We start from the raw sequence: 23,560 nt of genomic DNA on the forward strand, positions 1-23,560 counted from the left end.
TCAAAAATTAGTAATTTTTTACCAATGTTTATTGTGTATACTGGTTTCCAACCGCCATTCATGCCATTCCAACAGTACGGTGGTGCGAATCCGCAATAAAATGAATGCGGTTACAAGAAAGGGGGAGGGGACTCGAGCTGACTACGATTGGCCTTTATCCATATTGGGAAAAGTGAGGTATCGACATGTTAAAAGTTCTTGCCCGGCAAATCGTATTGCTTTCGACGGTGTTATTCTTGTTGGTTCTATTCCCTCAATCCTCCGGTGCTACCTCGGAGCATGATTCCGAGTCCGGAGATGCGTATTTAATGGCTTACTTCCGTTCCGGACCAGGTCAGACGGATATGAAAAGGCAGCTCCATTATGCGTACAGCAGAGACGGCATGCACTGGTACGAGCTGAACAACAATAACTATATATGGAAACCTCTTGTCGGAGGTCAAATTGTTCGCGATCCGTTTTTGAACAAAGGGCCTGACGGAACTTGGCATTTGGTCTATACGACCGGCGGTGGCCAGGTGGGCATTGGGCATGCTTCGTCTACTGATCTAATTTCATGGGGAAACGGCGAAATCATCCCGGTCATGCAAAACTACAGCGGCGTCGTCAACGCATGGGCGCCGGAATGGACCTACGACGATACGATAGGGCAATACCGGCTCTATTGGGCGTCGACACTGAACAGGCCGTCTGCGGACCGAAACAAGCATTACACGGCCAAGACAGCAGACTGGACTACATTTTCAAATGCGAGCCTGTGGTTCGATCCCGGCATTATATCGGCCATTGATGCCAATATCGCCCAATATAACGGAACCTACTATATGTACTATAAAGATGATACGTACACTTATGATAGCGATCCGAACACCTATGCGGCAACCAAACAGGTTTCTTCGGGAAGCTTGGCCGGATCTTATTCGAATATATCCGGGTACTTGACTCCGCCGCAGACAGAAGCGCCCGAGGTGTTCAAGGATCTTCGGGAAGATAAGCATTACATGATCTACGATTACTGGGCTCAAGGCAAATACGGGATCAAGCAAACGACGAATATAACCGACCCGTCGGCGTGGTCGAGCGAATTATCCGCCAGCAGCGTCAGGTTCCCTTACCAGACAAGACATGCAAGTGTGACCAAGCTGAAGGAATCGGAGCTGTGGAGCTTGCTTGATCGCTATTCGCTGGAAGCCCATTACAAATTCGAGGAAACGAACGGTACCTCTGCTGCCGACGCATCCGTCAACGGGCATACGGCAACCGTGTTCGGGGGAGCCGCCTGGACAGCAGGCGGACTGGCTGGCCGTGGACTGGAGCTCGACGGTGTGGACGATTATGTCGAGCTTGCTGACAATTCGTCGAGCACAGGCTTCATGCACGATGCCTTCAAACTTCGATCGGTTTCGATGTGGTTCAAAGCGGATGCCACCGGAGGCAACAAGGTGCTTTATGAGGAGGGTGGCAATGTTTCCGGATTCGGCGTAAAAATCGAAAACGGTGTGCTGAAGGCGGCTGTAAGGGAAGGCAGCTCGCAAACGACAGTAAGCACTGCTTTCACCGATACCTCGTCCTGGCATCATACGGCAGCTGTCTTCAACGAAGGGAAGCTTAGTCTGTATCTCGATGGCAAGCTTGTGCAAACAGTGACGGCAAGCTATACGAGCATCGGTGCTCACGGCGATTCGGCCGCCGTCGGAAGGCGCAGCGGATTGGACGCCTTCGGCGGATCGGGTTCGGGAGATTACTTCGACGGGAAGGTTGACGACATTCGAATTTTTACCGTTCCGCTTCAGCCGGAGGATGTCTCTTACTTGGTTACGAGCGCAGGGCTGCAGGCTTACTACAAGCTGGATGAAACGAGCGGGAGCGCTGCCGCCGACAATACGATAAACCATCATTCGGTGACGGTGGCGGGCGGTGCGGCCTGGACGGCGAGCGGGAGAGTCGGCGGCGCGCTGCAATTCGACGGCATAGATGATTATGCGGAGCTGGCGGACAACTCCAGCAGTACGGGCTTTATGCATGATCCGTTTCAAATGCGATCGATATCCATGTGGGTGAGACCGGTATCGACGAACGGTACCCAGGTGCTTTACGATGAAGGAGGCAGCACTTCGGGACTAAGCGTCATGATTGAGAACGGGAGCTTAAAGGCAGCGGTCAGGGCAGGTGGTGCGCCAACGACCGTAAGCGCGAATTTTTCCGATGTCGCATCGTCCTGGCATCACATCGCGGTCGTGTTCGATAAGGGATCGCTCAGTCTGTACTTGGACGGAATCCTTCAACAATCGGCAACGGCAAGCTTCAACACCGTCAGCGCTCACGGAGATTCCGCTGCGCTGGGCAGGCGTTCCGATTCGGATGCCTTCGGCGTCTCCGGCAGCGGCGCGTACTTTGCCGGCAAGATCGACGAATTTCGCGTGTATGCCGTACCTTTACAACTCGCCGATGTGCTCAATCTGAACAGGTACAACCATTTGCAGGCTTATTACAGACTGGGCGAAACGAGCGGTACGAAAGCGGCCGACGCATCCGGCAGCGGCAATCCCGGCAAGCTGTACGGCGGAGCGGCATGGACTTCGTCCGGCAAGATCGGCGGTGCGCTGGATCTGGACGGGGCGGACGATTACGTATTCCTCGCCGACAATCACACCGTATCCGGCTTCATGCACAATGCCTTCAATAAACGTTCGGTAACGATGTGGATTAAGGCCGACACCACAAACGGTACTAACGTGTTATACGATCAAGGCGGAAGCGCATCCGGTATGGCCATTCGAATCGAAAATGGGAATTTGAAAGCCGCCGTCAGGGAGAACAGTGTCCAGACTACCGTGACGACTCCATTGACGGATACCGCTTCCTGGCATCATGTAGCTGTCGTATTCAACGAAGGCGTGATCAGCCTGTATCTTGACGGACAGCTCAAACATTCGTCTACCGCAAGCTATTCCCGTGTCAGCATGCATCCCGATTTCGGCGCTTTAGGAAGGCGCAGCGGTCTGGATGCCTTCGGCGGATCGGGCAGCGGCGATTATTTTAACGGGAAAATCGACGAAGTCCGGATCTATAACATACCTTTGGAGGCTGGAGACATTTCGTATTTGGCATCAGGTCATTAAAAGAGCAATGCGTTCGAAGTGCACTCCGTAAGGGGGTGCTTTTCGGACGTTGATGTCCCTATTGCATAGTATTTATTCCATTTTTAATATTACTAACGCAGGTTGAGCGAATTATGATAGAGATAAGTGATTTGAACAGACCGTCGGGTGGTGAAGCCGTGAGCCGTAATTCAGCGAACTATAGTTCATAAAAAGAGGAACGTATGCAATAATTATTGAATTAAATACTGCATAAATGTAAAGTTATACTCAAAGGAGAGAACACCCGTATGTCAACCCAATCTGGCTATTACAAAAACCCGCTTCCCATCCAAAAAATTGGCGATCCGTATATTTTGAAGGCATCCGACGGCAAGTATTATTGTTATCCGACGTCGGCCATCGAGCAGGGCTTCAAAGCATGGTCCTCGGACGATCTGGTTCATTGGCAAGAGGAAGGGTTTGTATATGAGAAAAACGAACAATCTTGGGGTTTTAGGCAATTTTGGGCACCTGAGGTCGTAGAGCGCGACGGTAAATTTTATATGTACTATACGGCTCGATGGAAAGAAAAGGACAGCCTGCGAATCGGTGTCGCGGTCGCGGACCGGCCGGCGGGTCCATTCATCGATGTGTACGACCAACCGATGTTCGATTTCGGTTATGCGGCGATTGACGCCAATATTTTGTTCGACGACAGCGGTAAAATGTACATGTACTATTCCAGAGACTGCTCGGAAAATATCGTGAACGGCCGTCATGAAAGCCATTTATACGGTATCGAGCTGGGAGACGACATGATTACCGTCACGGGAGACGCCGTTTGCTTGACCAAGCCGGACCAGGAGTGGGAGATGAAATCTCTCGATCGAGGGTATCTATGGAATGAGGGACCTTTCGTACTGAAGAGAAACGGAACGTACTATCTGACCTATTCCGCTAACTACTTCGGCGACCGCCATTATTCGGTCGGCTATGCGGTTTCCGAGAAGCCGCTGGGGCCTTATAGCAAATATGAAAACAATCCTGTTCTTACGAGCCAGAGCGATGATATATCCGGACCGGGCCACCATAGCATTATTGCTTCGCCCGACGGGACCGAGTTATTCATGGTGTATCACACCCACACGGATCCGGCCCAAGGCGGCGGCAACCGCCAAGTGTGCATGGACCGGATGGGTTTCCGGGAGGACGGCACCATTTATGTGGAGGGTCCAACCCTTACCGAACAGGCGATCCCTTCGAACGGCCGGAAGTGATGGCAGCCGCCTTTGGCGGGCTGGGGGTGTATATCAGACCGCCCAAAGCAAGAGATGACGGGTACTTGGCGCAGGGCCAATAAACTGGAATTGGTTGTGGTGCAAACATGTTAAAGAGGAAATGGTTCGTATTTTTGGTGCTTCTTCCCGCAATGATTTCTATCGTCTTAGCCGGCTGTATCAACAACGGAGACAGGGGAGCGGATGCGGGGCAAGCTTCCGGTTTGCGGCCGGAAGAAGCCTCCGGCAGTCCCGCCTACTTGATGGCTTACTTTCGGTCAGGGCCGAATCAAACACAGATGGACCTGCGGCTGCATTATGCTTTCAGCCGCGACGGACTTCATTGGTATGAACTGAACGACAACAAGGCGGTTTGGAAGACCTCTGTCGGTGGCGGCATCATTCGAGATCCCTTTCTAAGTAAAGGACCTGACGGATCTTATCATTTGGTGCACACGATGAATTCATCTGCGGGGTCCGTTCATAAAGGCAAACAACTCGGTTATGCCAAGTCAAACGATTTGATTACGTTTACAAATGCAAAAGCTATAAATGTGATGGAGAACTTCCCGAATTCGACCAACGTGTGGGCGCCGGAGTGGAATTGGGATGCCGCGACCAGCCGTTATATGGTTCATTGGTCCTCCACGCTTGATTCGAAGGTGGCGGATAATAACCGGATATATAAAGCGTATACAACGGATTGGGAAACCTTCACACCGGCTGAGCTGTTGTTTGATCCGGGCTACAGCGTTATAGATTCGCACATTGCATCCCATGAAGGCAAATACTATCAGTTCTTTAAGGACGAGAACCTTCGGCCGATGAGGAACCGGTTTGCGGTATCCGATCAGCTTGACGGCGGGTACGGCGATACGAGCCCGCAGATCACTCCGAATGTGACGGAAGCGGTGGAAACGCTGAAATTAACTGGACAGCAGAAGTGGTATCTTTATTACGACTACTGGGCCGACGGCAAATTCGGCATAAAAGAATCGAACGATATGATCCACTGGTCGTCTGAGCTGCCGAAGTCGTCTTACCGGTTTCCGTTCCAACGCAGACATGCCACGTTCTTGCCCATTACGGAGGAAGAGTTGTCTAAGCTCATCCAGCATTTTTCTGTGGTAGCCCGTTATGGCAAGGAGGAAACCGGGCCACTGCAATTCGACGGGAAAAAGACTGACGTTCGGTTTACAGAGAGCAAAATAAGTGATCCGTTCGCGCTTCGAACGGTATCGATGAGAGTGAACGCGAAGGGAGTAAGAAAAACACAAGTACTCTACGACGAAGGTGAAGCGGGCAGCGGGCTTGCCATCAAGCTGGAGAACGGACAGTTGAAAGCGTCAGTGGCTGAAGGAGGCGTGCAGGCTGCAGTTTCCGCCGAGTTCAAGCAGACCGGTGTATGGCGGCATGTGGCGGTCGTATTTGCTGAAGGCGCATTCAAGCTGTACCTAGACGGCCAATTAGTGAATGAAACGACAGCAGGCTTTACTAAAGTCGGCGTTCGCGACAAGCAAGGGGGTCTCGGACGGCGGTTCTCCGAAGATGCGTTCGGCGACAAAGGGGATGGCGCCTATTTCGAAGGCATGCTGGACGCGGTTACAATTTACAATACACCACTGCAGGATGCGGATGTGCGGTTCCTCTTCCATCATCCGGGCAATAAATAAAATAAAAAAAAATGGGAAGGTGTTCAAAATGAAAAAGGGATGGTTGGCAGTTCAAAGTTTCATGGTATTGACGATGGTAACGGCATGCGGTTCTCCCGGGACGAAGCCGGAAAACACGGCGGGAGAAAAATCGGGAGAGAAAACCGAAACCGCCTTCAAAATTGATCCAGCCGCATTGAAAGTGTTCATCGAGATCCCGGGAATGACCGACGAGGAATGGAATAAGTACATTACGGTTCCGGTGCAGAAGAAGTATCCCCAAATCTCCTTCGAGATTGTAAGACCTGGACAAGGGCAAACCTTAAACGACCTTATAACGGCAGGGAATACACCCGATTTGATATACGGGGGACCGGCGCAAAGCGGGAGAGTCGACTTGCAGTATCCGCTCGATCTGAGAGAACAGTTCAAGAAGCATCATATCGACATCTCGACAATAAATCCGGTTCTCATGGACTCGATCAAGCAGCTTGGCGACAATAGACAAATATACGGGGTACCGTTTACACAGAATGCGTTCGCCTTATGGTATAACAAAGCGATTTTCGATAAATTCGGAGTCCCTTATCCGACGGATGGAATGACCTGGGATCAAGCGGCCGAGCTGGCCAAGAAGGTATCCAGCAATGTAGATGGAGTCAACTATCTCGGACTTTATGTTACGCACGGAGGCATTACGACATTCGCTTCTCCGCTTTCGATCAATTTAGTCGATAAGAAAACGCAGCAAGCGAACGTTCCGGACGTTTGGAAAACGATGTTCGAAAGAGCGATGAATATTTACAATATTCCAAACAACAAACCGAAAGCCGTAGGGCTCGACACGATCAATGCCTTTATTAAAGACCAGAATATTGCCATGGCGGCCTATTACTCCATCGGCATGTTCAGTTTCCTTCCGCAAGCGAACGGGCTGGATTGGGATGTTGTGCAGCTGCCGTCCCACCCGGAAGCTCCGAATAAGTATCTTCAGGCCGACTTCCATCAACTCCTTGTCAGCAGTACGAGCAAACATACCGATGCGGCCATGGAAGTGCTGAAGATTGCGCTCTCCGAGGAGGTTCAAACAATCGCTTCGCGCAACGGAAAACTGACGGTATTGAATAATGCCCAGGTGAAGGACCAGTGGGCAGCCGATCTGGAATTCGCCAAAGGGAAAAATCTAAAAGGCATATTCAAGAGCGAACCGTCCACATTGATTGAGCAATCCAAGTATAACGGTCCGGTGGATGCTGCGATCAGGAAAGCATTCGTGTCAGTATTCGAGGAAAAAGCCGACATGAATACAGCGTTAAGAACGGCGAAAGAAGAAGCCGACAAGAAAATCGCAGAACTCAAGATGGCAGAAAAGTAAAAGAAGATAGATCAATGAGGAGACTAGCCTGATGGACAACTTTCTTCCGAATCCCCCGCATCCTGAAACGGAGTGGTCGGCATGCACCTTATATTCTGAGAACGCGATGACGATTCAAGCTGCGCTGGATGTCCCTTTGACGGACGCCAGCGTGTGCCTTGGACCTGACGGCTGGTACTATATGACCGGTACGGTGCGTTCAACACAGGAGAAATCCGTCCATGCAGGTATCCCGCTCTGGAAATCCCGCAATTTGAAGGAATGGCAGCAAGTGCCGGCGGTACGGAGCCATTCCCGCGAAGCGGCCGCGGCATCAAGTCCGGAGATTCATTATTTGCGCGGAACCTTCTGGATCACTTATTCGCTGGAGCAAGGTGGAACCGGATTGCTAAAGAGCGTCACCGGAAGTATCGAAGGGCCTTATGATGAACTCGGCATGATGACCTCGGATGGTACGGATGCTTCTATATTTGAAGATGACGACGGCGCAGTGTACTGGTTGTACCAAGACGGAAACATCGCCAGAATGAAGGACGATCTGTCGGGGTTAGCCGAGGAGCCGCGCTTGCTGGAAGCAGCGGCCTGGAAAAAGTGGATCCGCTCCGATAAGGCATCGCTTACCAAGGACTTGCGAATCGGAACGCACGGGGCTTTTATGAAGAAAATCGATGGACTGTACTACTTGTTCTGCGCAGAGCCGTTCAACCGGATGGGATGCGAAGGCACCGATACCTTCGTTGCTGTCAGCAGCCATATATACGGTCCTTACAGCAGGCGCTACCTTGTTATTCCGCATGGTGGCCAGGCGACCGTATTTGCCGGAAACGATGGGACGATCTATGCCGCTTTCTCGGGCTGCGGCGCTTATTCACCGGTTCGGAGCCGTCCCGCCATTCTCCCGTTGGAGCTGGCCGGACGCGGCTTCATTCGGCCGGACCGGGGATTCATCCTTGAAGAAGGAGCGGTCGCAGGCCTGCAGCCACTCGGACAATTTCCGCTTCGCGATCCTCATGTCTATACGGGACCCGATGGGACGTATTACTTAACGGGCACTTCCGACCGGCCGCACACCGACTTTTGGAACGGCAATGACGAGCTCCATATATGGAGCTCAGGCGATCTGAAGGAATGGAAGCATCTGGTCAAAGCGTGGGATTTGCACATCGACGGCACGTGGCAAAACCATATTTATGATTCGCCTTGTTTATGGGCTCCCGAAATCATATATGTTCACGACACGTTTTGGCTGACCTATTCTTTGAAGGGCGGAAGCACCGGGCTGCTGAAGAGCGTTTCCGGGAAAGCGGAGGGTCCGTATATCGATATGGGCAGAATGACGAACACGGACATTGATTCCAGCCTCTTTCAAGACGATGACGGCACAGTGTACTTCGTATGGCAAAATGGAAAAATCGCGAGGATGAAGCACAATATGACCGGTTTTGCGGAGGATTCCCGTCAACTGCTGGATGCAGATGGAATCCCGGTTGGTTATGAAGGGGCTTTTATCGTCAAATATAAGGGCAAGTATATCCTTGGGGCGGCCGAATGGCATGGCGATGAACGGGTCGACGGCACTTACGACTTGATGTACGCCGTATCGGATCATATTTACGGTCCGTACAGCCACCGCCATGTAGCTGTTCCGCATGGAGGACACGGGACGATGTTTGTAGACCGCGACGGCCGGCTAATGTGCACCTTGTTCGGCAACGACCGGACGGCCCCGTTCCGGGCGAGGCTGGGGATTGTCGCATTGCATATGGATATCGAAGCGGATCATGTCATCATTCGTCCGGATGAAGCAGTCCGGTTGGGAGGGAATGCTAGAACATGAACAAACAGCAACTCATGGCGAGCGGCAATCCTGCGTACCTCATGGCTTATTTCCGTTCCGGCCCGAAGCAGACGGACATGACGCGCAAGCTTCATTATGCATTCAGTCGCGACGGGCTTCATTGGTACGAATTGAATGACAACAAGGCGGTATGGGCCACTCCTGTGGGAGGAGGGATCATCCGCGACCCTTTTATCAATAAAGGACCTGACGGCTTTTACCATTTAGTCCATACGATGCATTCGTCTCCGGATTCGCGTTATAAAGGCAAACAGATCGGCTATGCCCGGTCGAAGGATTTGATCTCCTTTACCGACGCCAAGGCACTGACGGTGATGGGGAATTTCCCTGAAACGGTGAACAGCTGGGCGCCGGAATGGAACTGGGATGAGGAAACGGGCCGGTACATGATCCACTGGTCGTCCACGCTGAACTCGAGTAAGCCCGACAACAACCGGATTTATAAGGCTTATACCCACGACTGGAATGAGCTTACACCGGCGGAGCTGCTGTTTGATCCCGGCTATTCGGTCATCGACTCCAACATTACGCATCATGAGGACAGCTATTATTTGTTCTTTAAGGATGAATCCGTCCGTCCGATGCGGAATCGGTACGCTACGTCGGGCTCGCTTGGCGGGGGATACGCCGGCATCACTGCGGCGATAACGCCGGGAGTTACGGAAGGCGCGGAGATGCTGAACATACCGGGGCGGCAAGCATGGCTTTTATACTACGATTATTGGGCCGACGGAGTGTATGGCGTCATGGAATCGGCCGACATGCTCCATTGGTCGGAAGAGCTTCCCGCCGCCGATTGCCGTTTCCCTTACCAGCGTAGACACGCCACCTTCTTCCATGTAACGGAGGAGGAGCTGATCAAGCTCATTTATCATTATTCATTGATCAAACGTCTCGGCAACAATGAGGGCGAAGGCTGCATAATTGATGATCCTGTCATGCAAGAAGCATTCTCGCTTCGGACGGTATCCATGTGGATGAAAGCCGATGAGGTCCAGGGAACGCAAATGCTGTACGTTGAAGGCGATGCGGATGCGGGATTTGCCGTGAGAATCGAGAACGGAAGACTGCAAGCCGCCGCGGCTGGAAGGGGAGCCCCACCGGTTATGGTATCGGCAGCCTTTACGGATACCGCCTCCTGGCATCACGTGGCGGTCGTTTTTACGGAAGGAAGCCTTGAGCTTTACCTCGACGGCGAGTTGCGCGATTCCGCCCGCGGCGGATTCGCAAGGATCGACGAGCATCACGTGCCGGGCGGGCTTGGGCGGCGGATCGCACAGGACGCTTTCGGCGGGCAGGGGAACGGCGCCACGTTCGAGGGGCTGCTTGATCATGTTGAAATATTCAATACCTCCCTGCAGGCGGAGGATGTGTCTTACTTATTCCGATGGGGAATCGTTGAGTGACGTTTCCAAAATACAAAAACAGAAAGCCGGTCATCCTTAGCGCAGGAAAACCGGCTTTTATTTTGGTGAAAACGATCTTTACAGTCAGCCAGGCTTGTATACAGCAGTGGAGATGATCATCCTTACATGAAGGGCGGAGACACTCGCGATGATTAAAATATTTAATGTCGACGACGAAGTGTTGGATCGAAGCGAGATGAATATCGATCTGAGGAAGGCAACGGAGCGGCCACATCGTCGGGAGAGCGTCAGCGGGGCGATTGTTCAAAATGCGATCAGAAGCTTGATCCTTGGCGAAGAGAACGATAGGGATCAGATGAAATCGCTCATCCATCAGTACATGTCTATGCCTGTTCGAAGTATGGTCGTTGCCGCCTTGCAAGTAGAAAGCTTCATCATGCTAACCGCCCGGCTCACTGTTGCAGAGAGAAATCAAATGATCCGCTCCGTGATGGCATGGTGTCAAAGATTCGTAAATGAACGGAAGGAGGGGATTGTCAGTTATATCGATCAAGGCGGCTTTGCCATCGTATTTTTTTCACAGGAATACAGCTTCCATTCGATCCTGCAGCAGGCTGAAAGCGTGTTGCAAAAGATGAAGAAATCATTGGAGGTAAACTTGAACATTAGCGTGGATTACGCGTATGCCGATGTCATTCATGATTTAGTGCATACAGCCGAAAGCTACGAATCGGCAAGCAGCTTGTTGAATAAGCGTTCCGTTTCCGGAAGAGGACATGGAGGAAGCTATGATTTATGGGGTAATCCGATCGCTTCGCTAAGTCTTGAGCATGAAAGAAAATTGATGACGGCCGTGAAGCTGCTGGATACGAAGAGCGCTCATTCGATTTTGGATGATGTGTTCCTTCACTTGAAGGAGAGAAGCTTGTCGGATGAATCGCTTCAACTCGTTGTGAATGAATTGATTCATATCGCAGGAAAAATTTGGGTGAAGTCTATGCTGAATAAAGACCCATTTTACAATGGGGACGATTTAACCAGAGAGCAGATCAGACAATGCAAGCAAGCGAGCGATATTCTGATTTGGTTGAAACAAATGTACAAGCAATTGATTGAGAAGCTTTCTCCCGCGGATCCCGGAGTAAACTACTCGAATCATGTGAGCTTGGCGATAAAGTACATCAAGATGTGCTATCACGATCCTATTTCTCTTGACCAGGCGGCGGATAAAGCAGGCGTAAGCGCTTCCTATCTGTGTCGATCGTTCAAAGAGGAGACGGGCTGCGGCTTCACGGAATATGTAAACAAGGTACGGGTACGCGCCGCTCAACAATGGATTGAATCCGGGGAGTATACGATGAAAGAGATTTACGAAAAGGCAGGGTTTAGCAGCTACAATTACTTCTTCAAGGTGTTCAAAGACACCACGGGCGTTACCCCTCATACTTACAGAAAGTCGATGAAATTGACAAGAGAGGGGTGAAGGATTAAATTCAGTCGCTTCTTTGCCTGCTCGGGTTTTTCTTTCTATACTCCGTCGGCGTTACTCCCGTTTTTCTTTTAAAGAGGGTGGAGAAATTGTGGGAATCGGCGTATCCGATAAAATAGGAAATTTCATCGATGGACATCTCCGTGTCTTCGAGCAGGATCTTGGCTGTTTTCATTTTTTTTGTCATCAAATAATTGTAAACGGTTGTTCCGATTTCTTTTTTGAACAAACGGTTTATCTGCTTGAACGACATCGCGAAATACTTGCTCATTTGACTGGAATCAAACTTGCTCGTCCCGATTTGATCCAAGTATTGCTTTATCTCCTGAACCGAGACCGGTAATAAAGACTTTCGTTTTTCGAGAATGTTGGCCAGATGGGCCATGATCTCGGTTCCGATCAAGACAAGCTGGATATGCAGCTGTTCATTGTCGAGATCATGCTGCTCCATGAGCTCGAATCCTTTACGGAACAAGTGTTCAATCCCGGTATCGGGAATATGAACCGTCGATTGAAGACGGAACGTTTCCAGTAGACGCGAGCTGTTGCCGCGAATGTTATACCAAATGTAGGTCCACTCCTCCTTCGTAGAGGGATCTGCTGTCACTTCATGATGACTGCCCTTGGGCAATATGAACACATCGTTCTCTTGGGCGAGGAAGCTAAGATTATCTACCCGAATCGTACCTTGTCCGGCCAACACGTAGCCGATGACCGTAATTTCCGAAATGGTGCGAATGTTGTGATAGTCAGCATCGCAGTGGTTAATTCCGAACATGGGGATGTGCAAGGGCACTCTCATGTTCGATGGATTGAAGTGCAATTGAGTCTGTCTCATCATCGATTCATCCCTTCGTTTAGCTCGCAAGCCGTGCCGCCTTCCCAATCGATCAACCTCTATGTATAACGATCTCCTCCTGCTCGGTAGTTCATATCACAATCAACCTGATTCTAATTATACCTGTACGGCAAGTAGGGAGGTATAAAAAAATAGTAGGAGCGAGGGCAGATTGTACTCGTCGACTTGAAGGACGGAACCGGGCAGGTGAGCGCTGGGACTTGCGGCTGGGAATCCAAAATGGAGCGAACATGCCATGGGGGATACAGGATACGGAACTGTACTATTTCGGAGGGGAGTGGATTGCAATCCATATTTAGGGGGAACAGCGATGAATACTGCTTCTTTCAGATGGACAGCCATCGTACTGGCTGCCCTTATCTTATCCGCAGGCTGCGGTGATCCGAATCCGAAAGCAGACTCAATATCGCCTTCGGTGCCGGATCGGCCTGAACTCGGTAAAGGGTGGATCGTGCTGAAATTTTTCAATTTATAGCGCCAGTGTGTTTACGGACGAGGAAATAGCGCCTTATTTACGAACCAACGGGACGTCATAAACAACGTAGAGTGCTGCCCCGATTACGGCTAAAAAGAGCAGTGATCCAAGTGCCTTCCAAATGGCGCTATCGACGATTAGATTCAGCATATCCTTCGCGCTCCTTCCGGACTCAGTGAAAAATCATGTAGTATTTTGTTGGAAATCGTCACATTATAGTTCTATTATACCATCTTTCTCTAAACAAATACTAAACAAAAGTCCTATTTGCGAAATAATTATCCCGACGGAGCGGAAGGGCGGGGGGATATGCTGGAGTACAATGCGACCAAGGGTGGTAACGAGGCTTTGACATGCTTGGGGCGACGGTGAACGGCAGCATGAGCGTAGCAGATGCGTTTTTTGTTGGAAATTTTGTCGGATCGACAATAATAGTCACCATTTGCAGCGTGTTTCTCAAGCAATCGACAGTCCATTTCTAGTATTATCACTATGAATTAGAAGAAACATATCATTACTGTAAAGGACTGAGCCACTATGCCAATAAAGGGGAGTATTTTAAAACATAAGATTGAATTTGATAATGCTCGATATTTTCGATTTCATGTATCTGTTTGGAAGGAGGGCCGAATCATTGACTTTGGTGGTGTGATTGAATCCCATTCGGATCAGGCCGTCTTCATAAACGGCGGTAAATATTTAAAAGCCAATTGTGAATTCAAGGTTCGTTAAGATAAGGCATTTACCCTAGCTGCTTAATGCAAAAGCTTCTTGAGCCAGAAGCGGTAGACGACGTAGACGATCGCCAAAAAAAGGACATACACGCCGACGGACAAAACGAGCTTGCTGGTGCCGGCAAACAGATTACTGCCGATGAACGCATACAGGAGCATAGCGGGAATTTTGCCCAATGCGGACGCGACGGCGAATGTAACGACCGGAATGGAAGTAATGGCAGGAATGACATTAACGACCGCCTGAGGGATAACCGGGATCAGTCGAGCCAATAAAATGATCAGGAACGGATTTTTTTCAATCGCGGCTTGGAACTTTTCCAGTTTCTCGTACCTGGACAAGTAAGCACGACCCTGCTTCTGAAACAAGTAGCGTGCCAGCCAGAAAACAATGACAGACGCGACGGAAGCAGCGGTCCAACTGATGAAAGCGCCAAGCAATGGACCGTACATATACCCGAGCATGCCGATAACGATTTTGTAGGGGATGACCGGTACGATAATAAAGCCGAGCGCAGCCGCAAAAATAAGCAGAACGGGCGCATCCCCGTACTGCATCCAATGCAAAATTTCATCATTGTACACATAGACCATGAGTATGAGCACGAGATACATGCCGAGGGTGTACCATTTCTTCATTCGGTAGGATGTCTCCCTTAATCTGAGTCTTTCTTCTGGCGAGTTGATCATCCTTAGTGTAACACAAAAGGAAAGCCTGTTGGACAAGACCAACAAGCTTCCAAAGTGTAAGTTACAACTGTATTACCTGCATGGGGAAACGGTTATCGCTTAAATCGGGTTCCCGTTCGAGCCTGCACTCCTGATCCAGAATCATCGTCGAACGTTCGGACAAGGTGAACGCGGGCCATTCGGGCAGTCCCTCCGCCATAGGCTTACCTGAACGGATAAAAGCGGCCCATGCCGCATGCATCCGATGCGCAAGCTCTTTTCCTTCCGCCGGGTTAGCATCGTTGACAAACGGACCCTCCGCCCCGTGAACCGCCCCTTGTACACCCGCATACTCGAAACGGTACAGCCAAACGGGCTGCCCCTGTTCTGCAGCCATCTCCGCGAGGCGAACCGCCGCAATTCGGTAAAAGCAGTCGGTTAGCGTGTCTTTCCAAGCTTCTTCGGCAGGCTTCAGGAGAGCCGCTTTGCGATAAGCATCCAGGACAAGCCCGCTGTTGGTCCCGAATAAGGAATGCAGCACATCTTCGTTTTGCATTTTCAGTCCTATTGTGTTCGAGAGGAATGACACGGCTTCGTCCTTATTTGTCCCCAAAAGCAGCGGAATGCTGCGGCTAAGCTTGCCGAGAACCGCGGCAATAGGTTCCGTTGGGATCGCGCGTCCGTCGCGAACAGGACCAAACGTATGGAGGCTGTTATCTTGAGCTTCCAGAATCGTTTGTGCAGGAAGTGTCAGTAATCGATGCGCTTCCTTATGCGGAATGCCAAGCTGATCCAGAAGCCGAAGTGTAATCAGGTTCGCAGTGCGTGTGTCACGGATGGATTGCGTATTGCCGCTCCGGGCAATGATTTGGTGGAATAATCCTTGCGCAGCCGATACCGTCAGCAGTGTACTTGCGCACTTGGCTCCGGCCGATACGCCCGAAACGGTGATGCGGTTGGGGTCGCCTCCAAAGCGTGATATATTTTCTTTGATCCACGTAAGCGCCGCGGCAATGTCCAGTATCCCGTTGTTTCCGGAAGTCTGATAGGCATCGCCCAACAGGTCCCCCAAATATAGAAAGCCTAATGCCCCGAGTCTGTAGTTAAGCGAAACGCATACGATATGATCCCGCTCGGCGAAAGTCGTACCAAAAAATTCCGCGCCGCTTCCATTAACGAATCCGCCGCCATGAATGTGGACAAGAACTGGACGGTTCGCTTGCTCCACGCCAGATGTCCAGATGTTCAGACTTAAGCAATCCTCGGATTGTTCTCTTTGATCCTTAACCGGCTGGTACGACTTGGGGCCGAACCGGCTAGCCTCAAGGATCCCATCCCAAGGTTGTTTGGGAAGCGGCGGCAAAAATCGCCGTTCTGCGATGGGAGCCTCCGCATACGGAATTCCACGAAAAATATAAAGATTGCCTTCCTGAACTCCTCGTACTTGACCGGTGCTGGTGTTAATAATCAAATGAATTGCCCTCCATTAAAAAGTTCTTTATCCAGTCTATTATATCGGACCGTTTCCATGCAGCCTAATATATAGTTTTGTATATTGTAAATAACCTTCAGGCTATATGCCGAGTTTCAGCTTCGCAAAATATTCGATTAGAAACTCGCGGAACGTGCGTGCTGCAAGCCCTAGATAGTGGTCCTTTTTCCAGTGCAGCTCTATGGATCTGGAACAGAAAGGACGCTCAATTGGCAGCAGCCTTATAGATTCATCCGTAATGCCTTTCCACGTGATGGAAGGAATAAAAGCGATGCCTTGCCCCGCACGTATGAGCCCTCGCACCGTTGCCGGATCATCGCTTTCAAATGTGATGCGAGGAATAAATCCCGCCACTTTGCAGAAGGCGTCGGTCTTTTCCCGCAAACGATGGCCTCTCCTGAGGCTAATTAAGCCTTCATTCGCGATTTGTTCCAATCGAATGCTTGGCAGGGAGGATAAAGGGTTATCCTTGGGGACGGCCATAACAATTTCTTCGTTCAACAATTCGATCTTTTCTGTTCCATGAAGCCCCATCGGCAACGAGGTGACACACAGATCGAAGTTTATTGCCGCGGTGTTTTGTTCGTGCTGGGAAAGCTGAAACGTAACATCGGGATAAAGATTGCGGAACTCCCTTATCAAGTTAGGAATAATAGAGGAGGCCACATCGAAACAGAAGCGGATGGTCCCTTTCACTTCGCATTCTTCATCGTGGAGCTCATTTCTTGCTTCGTTCAGTTCATTCAGAGCAGCCTCGACTCGCTTCAGAAATTTTTTCCCCCTTGTGTTCAATTCGATCCGCTTGCCTTTACGGTCAAATAAGTCTGCACCCAGCTCTTTCTCGAGATTGCGAATCACTTTGCTCAAGGCAGGCTGGGAAACGCGTAAATCTCCGGCGGAGCGCGTTATATTCTCGGAATGCGCCACCTGCTGGAAGTAGATCAACTGCTGTAGTTCCATAATATCCCGCCTTTATATTAGATTGGTTATATCAACTATGATGGAATATGTATTTTTATTATATAAGAATCGGAATTAAAATAAAGAGCAAAGTCTAACCCCACTCTCCCCATAAGACCAATTTCCGATATGGAGGCTGAACAAGTTTGCCGATTACAGAAGATACGCCACGCCGTTGGACGGAGCGCCGCGACGAAAAGTTTCGAAGGTTATTAGCAGCAAAATCATGGTTAAAAGGAAAATGTTTGCCTGCCGAGCGGATCGTGGATGCATTGGAGGTTCTGATTACATCAGGGGACAAGGTTGTGCTCGAGGGAAACAACCAGAAGCAGGCCTCTTTTCTCTCCGAATCGCTGGCTAAGGTATCCAGTAATCGAATCAACCGCTTGCATATGCTGATCAGCAGCATCTCAAGACCGGAGCACCTGGATTTGTTCGAGAAAGGGATAGCCAGTAAATTGGATTTTTCATATGCCGGCCCACAAAGCCTGCGAATTGCGCAGCTGATCGAAGACGGTGTGATTGAATTAGGAGCGATTCACACGTACCTCGAGCTGTACGGCCGATTGTTTGTCGATCTGACTCCGAATGTCGTCTTGGTTGCAGCCGATAAAGCGGATATGGAGGGGAACCTTTATACCGGACCGAATACGGAGGAAACACCTACGATTATCGAAGCAGCCGCATTCTCGGGCGGTATTGTGATCGTACAAGTCAATGAACTTGTTGACAAGCTGCCCCGAGTGGACATCCCGGCTTCCTGGGTAGATGTTGTCGTGCAAGCGGAAAAGCCGTATCAGCTCGAAGCGTTATTTACCCGAGACCCGCGTCAAATTACGGAAGTGCAAATACTCATGGCGATGATGGCCATCCGAGGCGTGTATGAAAAGCATCAGGTCCAATCTTTGAACCATGGGATCGGCTTCAATACCTCTGCGATAGAGCTTCTGCTTCCGACATATGGAGAACGTCTCGGGCTGAAGGGGAAGATCTGCAAGCATTGGACATTAAATCCTCACCCGACCTTAATTCCGGCAATCGAAAGCGGTTGGGTGGAAAGGGTACACTGCTTCGGCGGGGAAGTGGGCATGGAGAAGTATGTGGCCGCAAGGCCGGACATTTTTTTTACCGGCCCCGACGGCAGCCTTCGTTCCAACCGGATGATTTGTCAGGTGGCAGGGTTGTACGGTGTCGATATGTTTATCGGGTCTACGCTGCAAATGGATCGCGATGCCAATTCATCCACGGTTACAGCCGGCCGGTTGGCAGGCTTCGGCGGGGCGCCGAACATGGGGAGTGATCCGAGGGGGAGGCGGCATGCGACACCGGCCTGGCTTGATTTGATCACACAACAATCTCCTACGGTAAGAGGGAGGAAGCTTGTGGTCCAAATGGTCGAGACCTTTCAAAAAGGGGGGCAGCCGGCCTTCGTAGATTCTCTTGATGCGATCGAGGTGGGCAAGCAAGGCAACCTCCCGATTGCACCTGTTATGATCTATGGTGATGACGTTACCCATGTCATTACAGAAGAAGGAATCGCTTACTTATATAAAACGCAAAATATGGAAGAGAGAAGAATGGCGCTCGGAGCGATCGCGGGCATGACGCCGCTGGGCCGGGAACATGACCGTTCCTTGAATGACAGGCTGCGTCAGGACGGGCTGATTGCATTACCCGAGGATCTTCAAATCCGGAGAAGCGATGCAAAAAGGTCTTTGCTTGCCGCCAAAAGCATCGAGGATTTAATCGACTGGTCCGGCGGGTTGTACGATCCACCGGAAAAATTCCGAACTTGGTGAGGTGGTCGCAATGTGGACGGATGCCGACGATTGCGGGAAACAATTGGCCGATTGGGCTGTGCAGGCGCTGCTTGAAGAGGCGGAGCTGACGCCTAAGCCCGGATTGGTTGATTTACGTTCCTCGGGAAGTCATGACAATATGGATATTTCCTTCATGAGGGCGTCTGCCGAATCTCTCCGTACATGCTTCGCGGCGATGGGGAAGGCAGCTTACAGACGTAACCCGGACCAGGAATTGAGGGAAGAATTGGCTTTCCTGGGACGCCTCGGAGAGCAGGAGATGATGCGGGTGACACAAGGCGTGAACACGCATCGCGGAGCGATCTGGGCGCTCGGCTTGCTTCTTGCCGGTTGTGCGGTTCACGGCGCCCCTGTGACTGCGCGGGAAATCGCGGCTGTCGCCGGCACAATCGCGAAGTTCCCCGACCGCTGCGCACCTCAGCAATCGACCAACGGAATGAAGGTTGCGCAGAAATACGGGGTACAAGGCGCAAGAGGGGAAGCGCAGGAGTGTTTTCCGCATGTCACCCGAATCGGACTACCCGTGCTGCAGGGGATGAGGGAGAAGAAGACTCCTGAACAAACTGCGCGGCTTCATGCTCTGCTGGCCATCATGGCCAGCCTGCAAGACAGCTGTCTGCTTCACAGGGGAGGGCCGCAAGCGCTTGAGGCCGCGCAGCAGGGGGCGAGGCATGTACTCGAGTCGGGCGGCATGGACACGGCATCGGGCCGTGAGGCGTACCGGCAGCTTGAACAAATCATGCTGGAACGCCGTCTTTCGCCAGGGGGAAGCGCGGATTTGCTCGCGGCCGTAATATTGTTGGATAAAATTCAAAGTGCGTCAGGTATTGTGAATCCAATGCGAGGAGGTTTAAGCCATCGAACAGCTGCACTTTCAGTATAAGGCGGGGCGCGGCATGACGAAGAGAGGGTACGTCGGCGTTGTCGCTTCAGGCGACTTGGAAATTTTGGTAGAGCCCTCTCCAAACGATATCGCGCAGGTCACCATCAGAACCCAAACGGAAGGATTCGGGCCCATATGGCAGGCGATTTTCGACCGTTTCTTCCAAGATAATAACATTGCCGCACAAATTCAAATTAATGATTTCGGCGCTACACCGGGGGTAGTAAACCTGCGTTTAGCCCAAGTTGTGGAGGTAATCGATTGATGAGTAGGCAGCTCGGCTACACAAGCAGCTTTATCGAGCTCAGCGCCAGGGAAAGGGCCAAGGCCGTGCTCGACGAAGGCGTCTTTCGGGAGCTTTTGGACCCGTTTCAACGAATGGAATCTCCTCACCTTGCTGTCCAAGGTATTGTTCCGCAAAGCGATGACGGTGTTGTTGCAGCCAAAGGAACGATCGACGGAGAGCCGGCAGTCTTGGTTTCGGTTGACGGCAGATTTCAAGGGGGCGGCATTGGCGAGATATCCGGGGCCAAAATCGCCGGAGCGCTGGAGCTGGCATTGCGCGATAATGAAGCGGGAATTCCTACCCGCGCGGTGCTCCTTTTGGAAACCGGCGGGGTCCGTTTACAAGAAGGAAATTATGGGCTGTTAGCCATTGCGGAGATCCATGCGGCGATCGTTGCGCTAAGGCGCTATCATCCGGTCGTTTGCGTCATTGCCGGCATGATCGGCTGTTTTGGCGGGATGTCCATAGCAGCAGGGCTATGCAGCGCCATTATTATGACCAAGCAGGGCAGGCTGCAGCTGAACGGTCCGGAAGTCATTGAACAGGAGGCGGGAATCGAGGAGCTCGACTCCAGAAACAGGCGCCTCATCTGGTCGATGTCAGGAGGGGAACAACGTCATGCGATCGGGCTGGCCGACAGGCTGGTGGATGATGATTGGGAGGAAATCAGGGATGCCGTCCGCGGCGTTTATCGGATCCGTGAATCCCATTCATCCAGAAGCTCACAGGTAGACCGGTTTCTATGCCGTTTATCCAAGCTGGATACCATTGAGGCCAAAGAGCGCTTAACACCGGACGCTTTAAGGAGTCTATGGGGGCGCTCGGATCATCCGGAGCGCGATTCCGTACTGTCTTCAATCGCGCAAGAACTTGGAGCAGGGGAAGGCATGAAGAACAGCCGGGGCCGTATCTTTTTCGAACGATTAACGCAATCACATGAGCGGGTACCGACGGGGACTCCTTCCGTCTTGTCGGCGGATTCGCGGCTCGGACAGGAACGCGTGCGGATGATCGCCGTTGTGCCTGATGCCGGAAATCGGTTTTACCGTGCCAGAAACGGAGAAGTGGGCTTGGACGAAGGCTGGAGGATTGCCGATTGCGTTAGGCGGGCTGTCGAGGAAGACAAGGACAGGGATAAACGGGCTATTGTTGCTATTGTGGACGTTCCGGGACAAGCCTATGGCTATACGGAAGAACTGCTCGGCATTCATCAGTCCTGCGCCGCTGCTGCCGATGCCTATGCGACGGCGAGGCTGGCTGGGCACCCCGTTGTTGCCTTGGTCGTCGGTCACGCGATTTCAGGCGCCTTTCTCGCTCACGGGTTACAGGCTAATCGAATCATCGCGCTGGACGATGCCGGGGTGATCGTACAGGTTATGTCCAAGCAATCGGCAGCGAGAGTCACCCGAAGGCGGGTGGAAGAGTTGGATGAAACCGCGTGCAGCATCGCTGCAACCGCGTATGATGTGCAATCATTCGCCACGCTCGGCGCGCTTCATCAGATGCTGGAGGGTATCGATCCCGATCTGCCTACATCCGGCGACATAGAGGCGATCGAGAGCGCCTTGCTTACGGCGATTGCCGACGCGCGCCAATCTCCTGCGGATCTGAGCAGCCGGCTTCAATCCGTTCAGGCTCAGACATCCCGCTCGTTATCGATTCTCGTTCGCACGAAACTCGCTGAACAATGGAACTGAAGGTTCATGACTTGCTCAGAATTCAGTCGTCCGCAGATTTAGAGTGCGAGCGTGCTGTTCCGGAATGGGTATGCGAAGCCTTGAAACGAGCGCCATGGGTTGTTATCCGCCGAAGTCCGGTGAAGGACGGCCGTATCCCTGTCGGCGTGCGCGGAGCGGGCCGTACGCAGCGCTTCGCCGCATATCTTCCCATTCATTGCGTGAAAGAGACTGTGACTCCGGTACAGCTGGCGGTCCAAGCACGGTGGCGAGCGTATGCGCATGGCGCGGATTCACAGGCATTCGCCCAATTGGAAGTGATCGCCGATTATTATAACCGAGCCGGCATCCGTTGGGGGCCGACCGGCAGTATTGGATTTGAGCTGGCCAGCGGTGCCAGTACCGTGCATCCCAGGAGCGATATTGATCTGGCGATCTATTTGCCGCAGCGAGTGGAACGGAAGACGCTTACGGCTTGGAATACCTTCAACCATCAATGTTCAGTTAAAATCGACGCTTTGCTCGAAACGCCGGCCGGCGCTTGCTCTTTATCCGAGTTCGTACGGCAGGAGGAGTCCACGATTCTGCTGCGAACGATGAATGGGCCGGCGCTGGTGAAGTGTCCATGGACTCCCTGAGACCTAAGGAGGTTGCCCCTATTCATGACGATGGCGTTTCTTTTTCCAGGCCAAGGATCACAATATCCCGGCATGCTTCATCAACTGCCGGACCATCAAGAGGTGCAAGAAACGATAGAGGAAGCTTCATGCGTCCTGAATACCAACGTTCTGGATTATGATACGGAGGAAGGTCTCGCCTCTACCGTCGGCGTGCAGCTTGCGCTTCTTGTATCAGGCGTGGCGATGGCCCGAGTGCTTATGAGGCAGGGAGGGGGGCCGTCCTTTGTGGCCGGCCATTCCGTCGGCGCGTTTGGAGCTGCAGTTATTTCGGGCGTATTGACCTTAGGCGATGCGCTTCTTCTCGTTCAACTTCGAGCGTCCTTGATGAAACAGGCTTATCCGTCCGGATATGGAATGGGTGTCATTGTAGGCCTGGGGCCATTGCAAGTGCAGCAGCTCATCGATCGGGCCGCAACCAGGGCAGATCCAGTCTATTTTGCCAACATCAATGCTTCGCACCAGGTCACCGTGGCAGGAACGATCACGGGAATTCGTCGCGTTCTGGCAGCCGCACAAGGATTAGGGGCGCGTAAAGCTGAACTGCTGCAGGTAGCTGTCCCCTCGCATTGTCCATTAATGGAGACTGTCGCTGGCAAGTTGGAGGATGCAATAAGCCGTGTTACACGAAGTGAACCGCAAATACCTTATATTGCGAATACAACCGCTCGATTATTGCGGACATCGGACTCGATTCGCGAAGATTTGGTCCGTAGTATGGTTAATCCGGTCAAATGGCATGATATGACAAAGCAGTTGTTTGAACGCGGCACTCGATTATTCATTGAGATGCCGCCGGGGCGTGTGCTGTCATCTCTTGTCGGATCTTCCTTTCCGTCCGCTCGGGTGGCTGCCGCTTCCCATACGGGGGTTGATTCGCTGCTTTATCTGATTAAACAGGAGCAAAGCTCGTAACGATCTGCGGCAT

18 protein-coding genes are annotated in these 23,560 nt (G+C 51.7%); 14 read left to right on the forward strand and 4 right to left on the reverse strand.

What is annotated here, in order from left to right; genetic code table 11:
- The first annotated feature begins 185 nt into the window (after window positions 1–185).
- The 7 genes from KXG62_RS05655 (at window position 186) to KXG62_RS05685 (ending at window position 12,095) form a co-directional block, all read left to right on the forward strand.
- Window positions 186–3,122 (forward strand): LamG-like jellyroll fold domain-containing protein, encoded by a 2,937-nt coding sequence (locus KXG62_RS05655; protein WP_218090951.1) that lies wholly within the window; start codon window positions 186–188, stop codon window positions 3,120–3,122.
- Window positions 3,123–3,391: 269 nt separating this feature from the next.
- On the forward strand, window positions 3,392–4,360 hold the full coding sequence (locus KXG62_RS05660; protein ID WP_218090952.1) for a glycoside hydrolase family 43 protein: 969 nt from the start codon (window positions 3,392–3,394) through the stop codon (window positions 4,358–4,360).
- Between the two features lie 107 nt (window positions 4,361–4,467).
- Window positions 4,468–6,033 carry a LamG-like jellyroll fold domain-containing protein gene (locus KXG62_RS05665; protein WP_218090953.1) on the forward strand — a complete coding sequence of 522 codons (1,566 nt, stop codon included), beginning with the start codon at window positions 4,468–4,470 and terminating at the stop codon, window positions 6,031–6,033.
- Between the two features lie 28 nt (window positions 6,034–6,061).
- Complete coding sequence (locus KXG62_RS05670; RefSeq protein WP_218090954.1) at window positions 6,062–7,387, forward strand: ABC transporter substrate-binding protein; 1,326 nt, start codon at window positions 6,062–6,064, stop codon at window positions 7,385–7,387.
- Window positions 7,388–7,418: 31 nt separating this feature from the next.
- Window positions 7,419–9,224, forward strand: a complete 1,806-nt coding sequence (locus KXG62_RS05675) for a family 43 glycosylhydrolase (protein ID WP_218090955.1) — start codon at window positions 7,419–7,421, stop codon at window positions 9,222–9,224.
- A complete protein-coding gene (locus tag KXG62_RS05680; protein WP_218090956.1) occupies window positions 9,221–10,651 on the forward strand; it encodes a LamG-like jellyroll fold domain-containing protein in 1,431 nt (476 codons plus the stop codon). Before KXG62_RS05675 ends, KXG62_RS05680 begins: the two co-directional genes overlap by 4 nt.
- Window positions 10,652–10,799: 148 nt before the next feature.
- Window positions 10,800–12,095: a helix-turn-helix transcriptional regulator gene (locus KXG62_RS05685; RefSeq protein WP_218090957.1), complete on the forward strand. Its 1,296-nt coding sequence runs from the start codon at window positions 10,800–10,802 to the stop codon at window positions 12,093–12,095.
- 10 nt (window positions 12,096–12,105) lie between these two features.
- On the opposite strand, the gene KXG62_RS05690 is transcribed toward KXG62_RS05685, so the two are convergent.
- Window positions 12,106–12,942 (reverse strand): AraC family transcriptional regulator, encoded by an 837-nt coding sequence (locus tag KXG62_RS05690; protein ID WP_218090958.1) that lies wholly within the window; start codon window positions 12,940–12,942, stop codon window positions 12,106–12,108.
- A gap of 328 nt (window positions 12,943–13,270) precedes the next feature.
- Between KXG62_RS05690 and KXG62_RS05695 the strand changes: the two genes are divergently transcribed.
- A complete protein-coding gene (locus KXG62_RS05695; RefSeq protein WP_218090959.1) occupies window positions 13,271–13,435 on the forward strand; it encodes a hypothetical protein in 165 nt (54 codons plus the stop codon).
- Between the two features lie 755 nt (window positions 13,436–14,190).
- On the opposite strand, the gene KXG62_RS05700 is transcribed toward KXG62_RS05695, so the two are convergent.
- The 3 genes from KXG62_RS05700 to KXG62_RS05710 form a co-directional block, all read right to left on the reverse strand.
- Window positions 14,191–14,808: a TVP38/TMEM64 family protein gene (locus KXG62_RS05700; RefSeq protein ID WP_218090960.1), complete on the reverse strand. Its 618-nt coding sequence runs from the start codon at window positions 14,806–14,808 to the stop codon at window positions 14,191–14,193.
- Window positions 14,809–14,920: 112 nt separating this feature from the next.
- The gene (locus KXG62_RS05705; RefSeq protein WP_218090961.1) at window positions 14,921–16,309 is read right to left on the reverse strand and encodes a carboxylesterase/lipase family protein; all 1,389 of its coding nucleotides are present in this window, start codon (window positions 16,307–16,309) and stop codon (window positions 14,921–14,923) included.
- Between the two features lie 102 nt (window positions 16,310–16,411).
- Window positions 16,412–17,290, reverse strand: coding sequence for a LysR family transcriptional regulator (locus KXG62_RS05710; protein ID WP_218090962.1), 879 nt, complete (start codon window positions 17,288–17,290; stop codon window positions 16,412–16,414).
- 146 nt (window positions 17,291–17,436) lie between these two features.
- Here KXG62_RS05710 and mdcA point away from each other — a divergent pair, with 146 nt between their 5' ends.
- From mdcA to mdcH, 6 genes are read left to right on the forward strand one after another with little or no spacing between them, the layout of a single operon-like run.
- A complete protein-coding gene (mdcA, locus tag KXG62_RS05715) occupies window positions 17,437–19,089 on the forward strand; it encodes a malonate decarboxylase subunit alpha (protein WP_218090963.1) in 1,653 nt (550 codons plus the stop codon).
- A 10-nt stretch (window positions 19,090–19,099) separates the two neighbouring features.
- Window positions 19,100–19,993: a triphosphoribosyl-dephospho-CoA synthase gene (locus tag KXG62_RS05720; protein WP_218090964.1), complete on the forward strand. Its 894-nt coding sequence runs from the start codon at window positions 19,100–19,102 to the stop codon at window positions 19,991–19,993.
- Entirely contained in the window at window positions 19,968–20,258 is a 291-nt protein-coding gene (locus KXG62_RS05725; RefSeq protein ID WP_218091036.1) for a malonate decarboxylase subunit delta, read from the forward strand. Before KXG62_RS05720 ends, KXG62_RS05725 begins: the two co-directional genes overlap by 26 nt.
- The gene (locus KXG62_RS05730; protein ID WP_218090965.1) at window positions 20,258–21,976 is read left to right on the forward strand and encodes a biotin-independent malonate decarboxylase subunit beta; all 1,719 of its coding nucleotides are present in this window, start codon (window positions 20,258–20,260) and stop codon (window positions 21,974–21,976) included. The genes KXG62_RS05725 and KXG62_RS05730 overlap by 1 nt, the downstream gene beginning before the upstream one ends.
- Before the next feature lie 11 nt (window positions 21,977–21,987).
- Complete coding sequence (locus KXG62_RS05735; protein WP_218090966.1) at window positions 21,988–22,593, forward strand: malonate decarboxylase holo-ACP synthase; 606 nt, start codon at window positions 21,988–21,990, stop codon at window positions 22,591–22,593.
- 24 nt (window positions 22,594–22,617) lie between these two features.
- Entirely contained in the window at window positions 22,618–23,547 is a 930-nt protein-coding gene (mdcH, locus tag KXG62_RS05740) for a malonate decarboxylase subunit epsilon (protein ID WP_218090967.1), read from the forward strand.
- Window positions 23,548–23,560 lie beyond the last annotated feature (13 nt).

This window comes from Paenibacillus solanacearum (genome assembly GCF_910593845.1).
Lineage (GTDB): Bacteria > Bacillota > Bacilli > Paenibacillales > NBRC-103111 > Paenibacillus_G > Paenibacillus_G solanacearum.